5 protein-coding genes are annotated in these 14,144 nt (G+C 46.6%); all 5 read left to right on the top strand.

Annotated features, from left to right (window positions below; genetic code table 11):
• The 5 genes from ACLWMH_RS06575 to ACLWMH_RS06555 all read left to right on the top strand — a co-directional run bounded on the left by ACLWMH_RS06575 (position 1) and on the right by ACLWMH_RS06555 (position 13,846).
• Complete coding sequence (locus ACLWMH_RS06575; protein ID WP_411915910.1) at positions 1-2,256, top strand: hypothetical protein; 2,256 nt, start codon at positions 1-3, stop codon at positions 2,254-2,256.
• A 1,173-nt stretch (positions 2,257-3,429) separates the two neighbouring features.
• The gene (locus tag ACLWMH_RS06570; protein WP_411915909.1) at positions 3,430-5,313 is read left to right on the top strand and encodes a leucine-rich repeat domain-containing protein; all 1,884 of its coding nucleotides are present in this window, start codon (positions 3,430-3,432) and stop codon (positions 5,311-5,313) included.
• A gap of 672 nt (positions 5,314-5,985) precedes the next feature.
• Positions 5,986-10,854: a translocation/assembly module TamB domain-containing protein gene (locus ACLWMH_RS06565; RefSeq protein ID WP_411915908.1), complete on the top strand. Its 4,869-nt coding sequence runs from the start codon at positions 5,986-5,988 to the stop codon at positions 10,852-10,854.
• The gene (gene tamL, locus ACLWMH_RS06560) at positions 10,851-13,166 is read left to right on the top strand and encodes a translocation and assembly module lipoprotein TamL (protein WP_411915907.1); all 2,316 of its coding nucleotides are present in this window, start codon (positions 10,851-10,853) and stop codon (positions 13,164-13,166) included. Before ACLWMH_RS06565 ends, tamL begins: the two co-directional genes overlap by 4 nt.
• Before the next feature lie 203 nt (positions 13,167-13,369).
• On the top strand, positions 13,370-13,846 hold the full coding sequence (locus tag ACLWMH_RS06555) for a hypothetical protein (protein ID WP_411915906.1): 477 nt from the start codon (positions 13,370-13,372) through the stop codon (positions 13,844-13,846).
• Positions 13,847-14,144 lie beyond the last annotated feature (298 nt).

Here is a 14,144-nt window from a genome sequence, read left to right as displayed (position 1 = left end):
ATGAATAGAATAATTAAATATATCTCCGTGCTGCTGATGCCGCTCATTGTGGCATCCTGTGCAGGAGAAAAGCTACGTACACAACAGGAGGACGGCAGAGAAGGTGTAGTGCGCTTCTCGCTGAGTAGTGCCTTGCGTGCTGTTGGGGATGAAAGCAAAACGCACCCCACTCCTGCCTTGGATCGGGAAAAGAGTGTAGACAAGCTTTATGCGGTAGTATACCGCACTTCGTCCGGCTTGCACTACAAAACGGTGGAATGTATTGCCGGAAGTACTGCGGGCACCTATGAGTTCGACAACGAAAAGAGCGGTGACTTCTACTTCTTCCTCGTTGCCAACCCGGATGCGGCACTGACGAAAGCCCTGAATGCCGGTCCCAGTACGCCGGAAGATTTGGGCAAATTAGTTGCAACACAGACGCCAGGCGACGACAATACCGCCACGAATTTCTTGATGACCTCCGAACAGGTGAATGTGAAGGTACAATCGAAGCAATCCACCACGCTGAGCAATCCGATTAAGCTTGTGCGCGTAGCGGCCCGCTTCGACTTCTACAACAAGATTGAAGATTTGGTCATTAACAAGATTACGTTCGGCAAGCGGTACACCACGACGCACCTCTTTGCACAAGTAAAGCAGATGGACGAGCTGACCTTTACGGAAGATAAAACCTATGAGGGTACTCTCTTCCAAAACGGAGCACTGACCGCTACTGTTTACGGCTACGAAACGGATACACGCAACGAAACGTTCTTCACCGTGGAAGCTACCTACAAAGGCAAACCGCTGAAGCCCGAGACGGTTCGTTTGGAAAACTTCGTCATCAAACGTAACCACCTCTACAACATCATTCTGCATGAGTTGGGCGGTGCGGTAGATCCGAACGAGCCTGGAAGCGAATTTGGCAAACTGAAATATGAGATTAAGGTTGCCGACTGGGAAGAGGGAGATCATATTTCTCTGAGTGAAGACGAGGTACAGAAACCTCTTATTGTGGAGTACGATGCAGAGCTTGCCAATGCTCCGTATATGACACCCTATCTGAAGAATTCGCAGAAGGATATCTATACTACTACGAAAGAGGCTACCGAAGTAACGATTAAGTTACATACCTATGTACGTGAAGGCGCACTTGCCTTTGCAGAAGGGTATATACCGGAAGCGGGCATCAGCTTGGAAGAAACTGGCACAGCCGTAAAGGATGCAACCACGGGACGTATTACGCGTACCTACAAGCTGACGCTTCCGAAGAGGGACGGCTATGTGGCATTCAACAACTTTGATGCCTCCGATAAGCTCACGGCTCCTAAATTCTTCGAAATTCCTTTGGAGGCGAAGAACTTCTCCGGCGAAACAACCAAGGCATTTACCGTCAAGCACGGACGTATCAAAATGCCTACGGAATACTTCAGCGAAACCCCTCTCAATAAAGCGGGAGATGGCTTTGCTACATCTCCTAACAAGATTTCCGAAATCGGCTATTTTGCGCATCTGGCTCACGCAGTCAAGAACTTCAAGAACTGCACCATCAACGGCAAGCAGTACCATATGCCTGCAGACGTTTACGAGCTTACCTCTTTATTTCCCCCTGCAAGAGCGGAGGAACGCTATGCCGGTGAAGGTCCCGAAGTAAAGGTGCGAAAGGAAAACAGCTTGGAATGGGTAGTATTCCCCGGATGGCTTAATGCCGGTGTTAACAAGAAAAACTATATCTCCAAGTTGGCATCAGACTATCGCACGGACAAAGCAAACCACGTAAGTTACGGGCTACGCTTCAAAAATGAAGAGCGTAATGGCTTAGGCAATATGCTCTGTATGGCCTATCGGTTCGAGTGGGTAGGCGACTTCCAAAGGGTGGATTGGGAAGATGATGTCATTCCTTCGTACTTCAAAGTAACTACACGCTACTTGGGTGCCAATTGGGACGGTAATGTTGATGTTGTTGCTGACGAAACTTTCTGGAACGCTAATAAGGAAAGCGATGTTTCGCGCATGGTCTATGCATTGGACAATTTAGACCCACTGTACGAACCTACGGAGCCTACTTATGACCTCCAAATGGGGACAAAAGCTCAGGTTCTTACCGCAAAAGCTTGGACCAATGATAAAAATAGCGATGTATTGAAATACGCTTACGCAGCTCTGTTTGAGAAGACTTTTTGGGCTTCTAATATGGGTTATTTCGCTAACAGAGATACCAAACAATGGTATCTTAAAGACGTACTTTTCCCGATCTGGCTCTTCAGCAACGAATAAGATACGCATTTATAGGGGGGAGACTTCTGCATAGTAAGACGGATAGTCTCTCCTAAGAGTATTCAGACTCCGGAGCATCCGTAAAGGAGCAGTTCCGGAGTTTTTGTATCTTACGCTGCTGCGGAGAGGGAACCAACATGTGAAAACGTATCTTCACCGAGCTTATACTTCGGACTACTCGTCCATAATTCCGTGTGGGCTTCTCCGCTACCCCAGTGTGTATGCCACGGGAATACCGTGTTTTTCCCGCATTCTCTGCCACACTCCCATATACCCTCTGTCGTGCACTTATGCAGTTCTTTTTATTCTCCTGTGCATTTCAGTTGTTCCCTTGTATATATTCCTTCACTCGTAATCGACAAATCCTTTAATGAATTTATAGGGAAAGGATATAGGAGTGATTCAAAATGATGGATGAAAGGGGTCAATTACATTATCGGCTCGATTGAACTGAACGCCCTCTCTTCTGAAGTCCATAGGGTACCTATCGCTTACTATTCCGGATAATGTCCCGAACCTATCTGTTCTCTACGGACAAATAAAGCTCACCCAAAATAGAAAAAGCGGATGCAGCCGAAGCCGTATCCGCTTTTCTTATGGGTGCCACACCTTGATTTGTAGAAACCCCGAATGTAAGGATTATGAGTCCTACAACGATTTCTGTAATCCGGCTACGGGGCCGGCACGCCATTGATCGCTGTCAGTAACTCGAGGCATCGTAGATATTTGATGAGTTTCCCAAAAACCGGTGTGGCATATATTACGCACTTTAAGTGACGTTTTGTGGGGTGAAACCCCATCCGATGCTTTCAATCTGTTTTAAAGATCACTTTTCCTTGTGCAACAAAGATACATATTAAATATGATATAGCAACTATTGTATAGTGCACTATCCGAATATTTGCATTGTAAGAGGGTATAAAAAGCATCTTTGCGGCCTGTAAGGTTACCTATCTCCCTTATTAAGAGCGTTGTACGAAAAAATAGACCTATAATATTTCGTCATTGAGGTGTTTACAGAGTTAAGAAGGTCCGGAGCACGCGATGAGTTTATAGTGCAAATTGACATGCTTGGCAAAATGTCAATCTGAAGCCTCTGAACTACAATGTACAACAACTTCTCGTGAGTACAAATTTGTATATTTGCACCGTTAAAAACATTACTACACAAATATGGAATACAACACAAGACTACGTCCACTTAATGTCCTATTTAGTGGATTGGCTAGCAAGAGGAGATTTGTTTGTATTATATCCCTCTTCACTTTTTTAGGTACTTTCTGTAGTGGGCTACTCTCTGCTCAAACGATTGAGCAGGGGGTACTTACTGCTTGGCCCGATGCGACTGGGCATATAGAGATTCCTCAGTCGGTTACAAAAGTCGGCAAGAAGGTTTTCCAAGGGAATCAGAAGATAACGGCTGTCACCTTTCACGAAGGGCTCGAAGAGATTGACGATGAAGCTTTTAAGAGTTGCTCAAAGCTCACTGAGATAGCTTTCCCTAACAGCTTGAAGCGAGTCGGGTTTATGGCTTTTTACAAATGTGGCGGACTCGCTAAGATACAGTTTGGCTCTGGGATACAGGAGCTGGGTAGTACGGCCTTTAGCTACTGTGGCAAGCTAACATCCCTAGAGTTCCCCGGTAGCTTAATTAGCATAGGAGACAATGCTTTTAACTACTGTCGAAATCTTTCCAAAGTAACAATCAGCGAAGGAACCAAGCGCATCGGTCGTCAAGCTTTCCGTCTCTGCAAGAAGCTCTCTACCGTACATATACCTTCATCGGTGGATAGTATCAAATCAGATGCCTTCAGGGACTGCAGTGGTCTGACCGTCGTTGAGATGCCTACTGAGGGGTTACTAAGTATCGGGGATGGGGCTTTCTGCAATTGCGCTAGTCTAGCCGGTGTGACTCTGCCCCAAACTGTGACTGAGATTGGTGAATATGCCTTTAGCCAGAATCCTCAACTTGCAAAAGTTACTCTATCTAAGGAGCTCAAGCGGATTGGGAGCTTTGCTTTCAATGGATGCAAGGTACTCCGTGATGCTAGTCTGCCTGATGGACTAGAAAAGATTGGCAAGGGGGCATTCAAAGAATGTGTAGCTCTTACTGAGATGGCTATACCCGCCTCCGTAAAACAACTTGGAGATGAGGCTTGGTCTAAATGCAGTGCCCTTGAGCGAGTCAATATACAACCAGCCCTATCTAGTCTACCTGCTGAGACCTTTGCCTACTGTACAGCCCTTAAAGATGTGCAGCTTCCTATGAGCTTAGACACTATTGGAGCGGGGGCGTTTCGTGCATGTCAAGCCTTAATAGCACTGCCCAATACGGCTCAACTTAAGGTTATAGAGCAAGAAGCTTTCAGAGCCTGCACGGCCTTTGAAACGATTGAGCTGCCGAAGAGCCTAAAGTATGCAGGAGAGGGGGCTTTCAGTCACTGTACAGCACTGCGGACTATCTCTTTCTCTGAGCAGATAGATAGTCTAGGGAGCAAGTTGCTGGCTTACTGCGATGCTCTTGAGGAGATAAGTTGCCCCAACAGTTTGACTCAGATTCCTTCCGCTATTTGCTACGGGTGTCCAGCTCTGAAAACGGTCCAAATAGGTTCACAGGTAGAAGGCATAGGCAACGAGGCGTTTGCGCTATGCTCTAGTCTGAGCTCTTTTGTATCAGCTACTACTACGCCACCGACCTTCGGGAATAATCCTTTTACCGGGGTAACTTTGAGCCAAGCTACACTCACCGTACCAACAGGAGCTAAAGCCTCCTATGAAAGTAGTGAGGTATGGAGAGATTTCGGCACCATTAACGAGCGAGAGTTTACCTCCATAAGCCACTTATCCTCAACAGAGGGGTGTATATATAGGAGTGGTGGCCAGCTAATCCTTGACGGTACGGTAGCCGGTGAGGAATACCGTCTGTACAGTATGGGAGGCGTATCGCTCACACAAGGTACTACGTTAGATGGGCGTACCACAGTAGATGTGAAGACGATACCCACTGGTCACTATGTCCTAGTCATAAGTCAAAACTCATTTATCATAACGCTCTAACTCCGAGGAGGGATCAGTCCTCCAGGACAATAGGTCAGATGCATTATAGCACTTTCTAGATTCTAATTGCCCTAGACTTTATAAAACTCATGAGTAGTCCGCTGTGGGGAAGCTTATCGAATCCCTCCAGCGGATTACTCATATCCTCGGCTTGTTACGGCTAATTTCTATTTTGAAACTGTTGCACTAAAACCGACCTCAAATATTGTGTATGTAATTGATTATTAATGTTTTTATTGTGCGATTGAGGGGAGCAGTAAGAGTATTAATTGACAGGGGCAATAGTTATGCTATTCAAGCAAACGAGTAACATCTCACTCTCGTTTACTGAGGTGTTTACAGAGTTAAGGAGGTCTGGAGCATGCAATGAGTTTATGGCGCAAATGGACAAACTTATCAATAGGTAGCGGTAGAGGGTAGGGAGTCGGATCTTTCTTTCTATACTATTCGGCAGAAGGCTATAGGGTTTTTCTGAAAACCCTATAGCCTTTTCTTGGAAACCCTATAGCCTTTTTGTGAAAACTCTACAGCCTTTTCTCACAAAGTTTCTATCCAATAAGCGGCAAGTATTGAACGCTCTCTTTCTCTCTATATGAGAGTCGCTGAAAAGGAATGCAGTAAAGAATTCTCAAAGATAAAAGAGACAATAAAATCGCTTACCTTTGCACTGCAATGGAAGCAGATAAGGAGAAGGAAGTGAACGGGAAGGAAGCCCCGTCGCCCAAGAAAAAGCGAAGTACGCATCGTGTAGTACGTGTACTCCGTTGGGTGGTCTTAAGTCTCCTTCTTCTGATTATACTTCTTTTTGTGCTACTCTATACGCCTCCCGTTCAGCGCATTATACTTCGCAAAGTACTTCAAGAGGTGAACGCTTCGGGAGATATGAAGATAGAGGTGGGGAAGTTTCGGTTAGGCTTTCCGCTCAGTCTGAAATTAGAAGAGGTATCCGTGGTCAAGCCTACAGGCGATACGCTCGTGGGGGTGGGCAGTCTCCAAACGACCTTATCCCCCTTTTCGCTGCTGAATAGTCGTATTGAGTCACATCAGTTACAGTTGGAGCGTGTGCGGGTATTTATCCCCTCAGAGGATAGCACTTCCGTCATATCGGCTTCATCTGAAGCACTGGCCCTTGGCCCACTATCGGTAGATTTACAGAAGCAACGGGTTGATGTAGGGTCATTGAGTTATCGGGAGGGATTCTTCAAATATTTTGCACGAGAGAGCAGCGATTCAACCCAATCGGCACCGGTAAAATGGAAGATTGACGTTAATCGAATACTTCTCGATTCGGTTCGTTTCGATCTTGAAATGCCGGATGGTGATCTCTATGTGCGTGCTGACATGCAGGAGGCGCAAGTAGAAGTGTTCTCTATTGATCTGGCTAATACACTCGTTACAAGTAAGCGCATTAAGGTCAATAGTGGCGAAACTTACTACAGCAACGATCTAACCGCAGCGCCTACTGATCGAGTGAACTTTAGTGACCTACATGCTAAAAGCTTGCAGGTAGAGATTGCCGACTTTGAGCAGCAGGGCAGTAGGCTTTCGGGTGACTTTATCTCTTTAAGCATGGACGAACGGAGCGGAGCTTCGCTTGATCGCTTCAGAGGTCGCCTGAAAATGGAGGACGGAGTACTCGAAGTTAAGGATATTGCCTTGCGTACCCCCGGAAGTAACCTGGTGGGCAGAATAAAGCTCCCCTTTGCTCTTTTCTCCGGTGATACAACGCATGTGGCAGAGCTTTTGCTGGAGGGTACGCTCAGTGATGAAGATCTCTATTATTTTGCCGGGCAGCGAACGAGCGATTTACTTGGTCCTATTCCTAAGGGGCTCTTTAGTATAGATGTAGATGCCTTCGGAAACTTTGATTTGATGGAGATTAACCGCCTCAAATTGCAGCGAAAGGGACTTGTAAATCTCGATCTGAAGGGAAAGGCAAGTCAACTTACTTCCCCCCGCAAGCGAAATGCTCAGGTGAGCTTAGAGGCGCTCTTGCAGCCTCATGTAGCTCAAATAATCAGCACCTATGTGCCGAGTTTGCAACAGCGTGTAGCCATCCCCGGCAATACGAAGTTAAAGGTAAAAGCTAACTTAGCAGGACAGGCTTACACGGCAGACGCCTCTTTGGCGGCACCGCATAGTGGGCAGCTCAATATCCGAGGGCACTATGCAGCGCACAGGCAACACTACAGAGCCTCCGTTCAAGCGCATCGCTTTAATGTGCTTGACTTTTTGCCACAAGATTCTATTGGAGTAGCCGATTTGTCTTTATCGGCAGAAGGGGCGGGCTTTGATTTTCTATCAGGGCGTAGTAAAGCCTCTCTCAAAGGGGAGGTTACGGAGCTTTGGTACAAAGGCAACCGAATAGAAAAGATCAAACTCGATGGGCTAATGGATCATGAAGATCTCTCCTTGGCACTTCAAAGTGGCATGAACTGGGCCCAAGCAGATTTGCTATTGAGCGGTACGCTGCAGAATGGCTTACTAAAAGCTTCGCTAAGCGGGCAGATAGACTCGCTCTCCCTCTCTCAGTTGGGCGTTACTCAGGATACATTATCCCTGCGCACGGATCTGCATATAGATGTAGAGTCAGACTTTAAACAACATCATGCATTAAGCTGGCAGAGCGATAGCTTGCAGTATTACATGCAGGGGCTTCCTCCCCGCAGTTTCCCCTTATCCCTTACCGCCGGATTGGACAGCACGTCAGGTAGGGTCGCTCTTTTCTCCGATGACTTAAAGCTCAATGCACACATCGCTGAGCCTTTGGATAGCCTTATACAAAAAGTAAGTTCAGTGGGGCAAATTGCCGGTGTCCTTTTGAGTGATACGACAGGTAGTAACCACATGACCGCTATCGCACATGCTATGCCGTTTGCGGAAGTGCATTTCGAAATGGGAGAGAATAATCCAGTGATTCCCTTCTTGCGTGATGAACGCATGTATGTAGAGCGTGTGCAATTAGACTTTGTGAATCGCCCTCAGGAGCGTATGCACTTGAAGGCCACAGCACTTAACTTTCGTCAGGATACGACACGAATAGACTCGGTGGGGCTTCTATTGGTATCCAAGGAGGTAACTTCGGAGGATCGTCTTACCGAAAGTGTGCAGCAAGCCGCTACTTATTTTAAGTGGCCGGGTACGAAGCCGCTCCGTCCTGCTTTTGAGCAAGCCGATAATGGCACGCCCATCTTGCTAAAGCTAAAGGCTTCCGTGCAAAAGTCCTCTTACCGAGGGCAGCACCCCTTCAATATAGATGTAGAGGCCTCTACCGACCTTAACTCCATTGACTTGGCTGCCCAATACAGGGAAAAAGGACAAGCGAGCTATTCGCTTGCGGCACTAGCCTTCCGTAATGAGCAAGGATTTGGACTCTCCTTTAAGCCGCAGCCGGTAATCGTGTCCGGCATTAAGTTACTTCCCAATGCCCAAAATGCACTTTTCTATAACCCCAAGGATCAAACGCTCAAGGCGGATCTGCAACTGACGGAGGAGAAGGGAGGACAATTGATCATGAAGAGCGAGGAGTCTACCGAAAGTGGTCATGATCAAATCAAGTTGATGATACAGAAGCTGCAGCTGAGCATACTGGAGAATGCCTTAGGGCTGGAAGGTCTTGGTGGGCTTGCCTTCGCGGATGTGCGCTTAGAGCGTGACTCAAATACGCAGCTCCCTCGTGCGGTAGGGGATGTGTCGGTCAATGACTTGACCTATAATCATGAGCCTTTGGGTAACGTCAGTGTAGCGCTTTTCTATGAACCGCACGATAAAACAAAGCATTATATCTCAGCCTATCTAAGCCACAATGGAGAGCCGGCTTTGGAGGTAGAGGGACGCTACGACACAGCCGATGAACACTCTCCTATAAAGGCGAGTGCACACGTCAATAAATTCCCGCTTGATCTGGCGAATCCGTTCTTAGGAGCTGATTTAGCTTCGCTGTATGGCTCTATGGAGGGCGATATACAAGCGACAGGTACCCCTAAGTATATACAACTCAATGGTGCACTCAACCTGAAGGATGCCGCAGTGCATTTGCCGCAAGTAGGCGAAACATTCTCTATCGATACAGAGCCGTTGCGCTTTGAAAACAGTAAGCTACACCTCAAAAATTTCTGTTTGCGGAATAGTGATAAGCATACGCCAATTTCGATCAATGGAGACTTTACGCTCTTCGGACCTGAAGCTATGCAGGCTAATCTTCGAGTAGATGGGGATGAGGTAGAGTTGATTGATAGTAAGCAGAGCCGTGGGCAGATGGTTTATGGCCGCTTGATTACCAGTCCTCATATTACGCTGCGAGGCAATGTATCAAAGCCGGTGATACGTGGCTCCTTGAATATATTGGGGGGAACAAACTTAACCTATGTATATGCCGGTAGTGCGCTTAAAGCAACAGATAATATGGCCGGGGTGGTCGTGTTTAAAGACTTCTCCGATACACTCTTTGTGGAAGAGCCTGCGGTCGCTTTGCCTTCGCCGGGTAGTGCCGACATAGCACTTAATATACACATAGATCCTGCTGTTCAGTTGGGGGTAGATCTATCTGTTGGACATCAGGATTATGTGCAGGTAATTGGCGGAGGGGATCTGCGCTTCCAGTCACCGCCTTTCGGAGTTATGAACCTGACAGGACGCTATAACTTGAGTGGCGGAGGACAAGTGCGCTATAAGTTCCCGGTTGTAGGACGTAAAGATTTTGTAATTGATAAGGAGAGTTATGTGGCATGGAATGGACCAATTGACAATCCTTACATCAACTTCAAGGCGGTCAATAGGGTGCGTGCAGACGTAAATGAAGCGGGCACTTCGCGGAAGGTTGACTTTGATGTGCTTATTGTGGCTCGTGAAGATCTCTCTAAGATAGATTTGGCTTTTGATTTGGAAGCGCCGGATGACTTGGGCGTACAGAATACACTTGCTACCATGAGTAAGGAAGAGCGCGGAAAGCAGGCTATGGCGCTTATGGTGAGCGGTGCATTCCTGGCGACAGATCCGTCGGAGATGAGCATGCAGCGTATTCTTAGCGGCTTTGCAGTAAGTGAATTGAACAACCTGACCGGTAAGTTCCTCGAAGGGACAGACCTCAATGTGGGCATGGAACTGCATAATACCGGCTCCGGCTCCGTTTATACTGACTATACGTATAGCTTCAGTAGGCGATTCTTCAACGATCGGGTGCGCTTCGTAATAGGCGGAAAGGTTGCAGCAGGTAACCTACCTACCAATTATGAGCAAACATTTATCGACAACGTTACACTCGAGTATCGCATAGATAAGTCCGGAAGCCAGTATATGAGTCTATTCCATAAGCGAAACAACGATAATATTTTGGAAGGTTTGGTTACGGAAACAGGTGTGAGCTACATATTACGTCGCAGCTTGTATAAGTTGAGCGACTTATTCCGCCCTCAAAGGCGAAAGATTAAGTCAGCACCGATTGACAGCTTGTCCACTACACCGATCGCAGTACCTCCTGTCGATACACTCAACCGTGAGGAAACTCCTATCGATTCCCTTACCACAAAGATACCGAAATGAAGAAGCAGGTTCCTTTCTATATACTAATGGTTTTGCTGCTGTGTGGAGCAGTAGGATGCTCCACAACCAAGAATCTTCCGGAAGGAGAGCAGCTCTATGTGGGAATAGGTAAGACGAAGATTATCAATGAAGATGGTTCGTCTGCCGGGCAGCGTGCTCTATCTGCCGCTGAAAGCGCCATTAATGTAAAACCAAATAATTCTCTTTTTGGAAGTGCCCGTATGAGAATACCCTTTCCTTTTGGTCTGTGGGTGTACAATCGCTATGTAAACGACTCTACGGCATTAGGTAAGCGCATCTATAAGATGTTTGCTTCCGAACCGGTTTTGCTTAGTAATGTGAATCCTGATCTTAGAAGCATCAATGCTAAAAACGCTTTGCGCGAGCATGGCTACTTTGCTGCCTCCGTTAGGGATAGCATAGCTACATTAAAAGACTCTCTGCAGGCCCGTGTTTTTTATACGATAAACATGGGAAAGCCTTACTTATACGACTCTATTGAGTTCCTTCCTCCTATCTCTTTGGTGGGAGGCGTGCAGTTTGATCATTCTCTTTTTTCTAAGTTGCAAGTAGGTGATCAGTTTAATCTGGGCCGTCTTTTGGAAGACCGACAGCTTATCAGTACGATGCTCCGCAATAGGGGCTTTTATTACTATACTCCGGATGTAATCTATTATGAAGCCGATACGCTGCACAGGGATAATGCAGTACACCTGAAAGCTCGTATCAAGCAGGGCACCCCCGAGTCTGTATTTACGCCTTGGACAATAGGGAACGTAGTTTTTACGATCAATGGCTTTCGCAGTGATACGATGAAGGATAGTACCCAATTTAATGATATTCTCATCCGCTATAACGGAAGACGCCCGCAGGTACGTAGTGGTGTAATAGGGCGTCGTATGCGACTGCGTCCCGGTGATATCTATTCGGAGCGTGCTGAGATGCGGAGCCGCGAGGCGTTGGCACGACTGGGCGTATTTGCTTATACGGAGTTTGTCTTTACTCCGATCGATACGGTGAATCATGTACTGGATCTATACGTAAACTCTACGTTGGATCGCCTTTGGGATACCTCATTGGAAACTGCTTTCAAGGTAAAGAGTAACAACTTCTTAGGTCCTGCGCTCACATTCTCCTTGGCACGACAAAATTTGCTCGGAGGTGGTGAAACGCTCTCCGGCAGTATTCATGGCTCCTATGAGTGGCAGTCGTGGAATAATGCGGAGGGTCGTGCCGCATTGATCAATAGTTACGAGTTTGGTATTGATATAGGCTTGCAGGCTCCTGCTATCTTTCTCCCCGGAGTGAAGGATAATGTGCTCCCATTTCCTACAGCTACCGACTTGACACTCTCTGCCAGTATTCTCAATCGTGCCGGGTATTTCCGCATGCTTTCCGCAGGTGCCTCTATATCCTATACCTTTGATGTAAATCAATCGAATAAGCATGTGGTTACTCCTTTCCGATTGCAGTTCAACCGCTTGTCCAATCGTTCGGACCTATTTAAGGAAATCGTGAAGGAGAATCCTGCCTTGGGTTTGAGTCTGAGGAGTCAGTTTATCCCCAGCTTAGGATATGTGTACACCTACAATAATGTATTTGAAGATCATGGATCTCATAAGATTTGGATGGAATATTCCATCTCTGAAGCGGGTAATCTATTGAATGGAATCTATGCGGCTGCCGGTAAACGCTACAACGATACGAAAACGCTACTTAGTGTTCCTTTTGCTCAGTTTGTGCGGTTTACCGCTGACTTCCGTTATACGTACACGATCAATCGTAATCAGACGGTAGCTGCGCGCTTGGCAACCGGAGTTATCTACAGCTTTGGTAATATGAAAGTGGCTCCATATAGTGAGCAGTTTTATGTGGGTGGCGCAAATAGTATTCGTGCTTTTACGGTACGTAGTGTAGGACCCGGGGCATATCGTCCTATGGAGGGTAAGTATGCATTTATTGATCAAACCGGTGAGTTCAAGTTGGAGATGAATGCCGAGTGGCGTATGCGTCTCGCCGGTAATCTGCATGGTGCTCTTTTCCTTGATGCCGGTAATATATGGCTGATCCATAAGGATCCCTATCGACCCTATGGATCGCTACGCGAGGTAGCCGACTTCAAGGATTTCCTTGATCAAATCGCTTTGGGTACAGGCTTAGGGCTGCGCTACGACTTGGGCTTCTTCGTGATTCGTTTGGATGCCGGTATCGGGCTTCACCTTCCTTACAAGACGAGCCGCAGGGGGTACTACAATATTCCCAAATTTAAGGATGCCCTTGGAATTCATTTGGCTATTGGCTATCCATTCTAAGAAAGTGCCCATCCGGATAGGTCGGATATAATGTGTGTTGTAATCGTAAACATAGGTTATTTTGTCTGCCGGAGTGCTATCGGATAGTGTATTGGTGTATCAATCGATAATTTATAGTATCTTCGCACTCAGAAGGGAGTCAGTAAAGCCCGCCCTTCTCAACAATATTAAGAAGTAGAACTTTAAAGTAACAATAAAGAATTATGAAAAAGTTATTTGCAGTAGCCGTTATTGCATTGGCTTGTGTAGCATGCAATGGCAATAAGAAAAGTGACACTTGTACCTGTGATGGTACGCAATGTGAAGAAATGGGTTGTAAGGAGGGATGCACCTGCCAGTCTTGTCAGGATAAAACCCCAGCCACAACCTGTGCGCAGTTACCTATGGGGGTTTGGAAAGGTACATTGCCCCAAGCTGATGCAGCTGCGGTAATTGAAGCTACCCTTACCGTTAAGGAGGGCAACAAGGTAGACTATACGACTACTGCAGGAGAGAATATTTTGGACGCTGACTATACATTCGCTGACGGCAAGCTCTCATTTGCCGATAAGAGCTTTGAGTTGGAAGAAAATAAGCTCTATATGCTTGACAGCGAAGGAAAGCGTGCTAATGTAGAAGGCGCTCAGGAGTATATCTTCACGCTTGCCGAGTGCCCTGCAGAGACACCTGCAGCTGAATGATGAGACGCTCGGAAAAGAGATAGTTATACAAAGCTCTTAGGTGGGTAACGAAGTTACCGGTCACCGGCTTTGCCCAAGAAAAGGGGCGGACTGATAAGTAGGTCCGCCCCTTTTTTCTTTCCCATTATTTTAAAGCCCTACTTTCTTGAGAAAAAAGATCTATATCTTTCATTTAAAACATCAGAAACTATTGAATGAAATACCTATATCTTTTAAGAAAAAGATCAGAACCTTTTTTCTATTCTTTCTAACTATCTGATCAGTAGATGCTTGTCCTCTTCCCGGGTAAACGGGTGAG

Source organism: Porphyromonas miyakawae, from assembly GCF_045865415.1.
Classification (GTDB): domain Bacteria; phylum Bacteroidota; class Bacteroidia; order Bacteroidales; family Porphyromonadaceae; genus Porphyromonas; species Porphyromonas miyakawae.
The sequence above is the reverse complement of the archived record's forward strand: the minus strand, read 5'-3'. Positions and strand labels throughout refer to the sequence as shown.

What these genes read in the sequence shown, in the direction of transcription:
- ACLWMH_RS06575 (WP_411915910.1), top strand. Translation starts at nt 1, where the DNA reads ATGAATAGAATAATTAAATATATCTCCGTGCTGCTGATGCCGCTCATT.
- ACLWMH_RS06570 (WP_411915909.1), top strand. Translation starts at nt 3,430, where the DNA reads ATGGAATACAACACAAGACTACGTCCACTTAATGTCCTATTTAGTGGA.
- ACLWMH_RS06565 (WP_411915908.1), top strand. Translation starts at nt 5,986, where the DNA reads ATGGAAGCAGATAAGGAGAAGGAAGTGAACGGGAAGGAAGCCCCGTCG.
- tamL (WP_411915907.1), top strand. Translation starts at nt 10,851, where the DNA reads ATGAAGAAGCAGGTTCCTTTCTATATACTAATGGTTTTGCTGCTGTGT.
- ACLWMH_RS06555 (WP_411915906.1), top strand. Translation starts at nt 13,370, where the DNA reads ATGAAAAAGTTATTTGCAGTAGCCGTTATTGCATTGGCTTGTGTAGCA.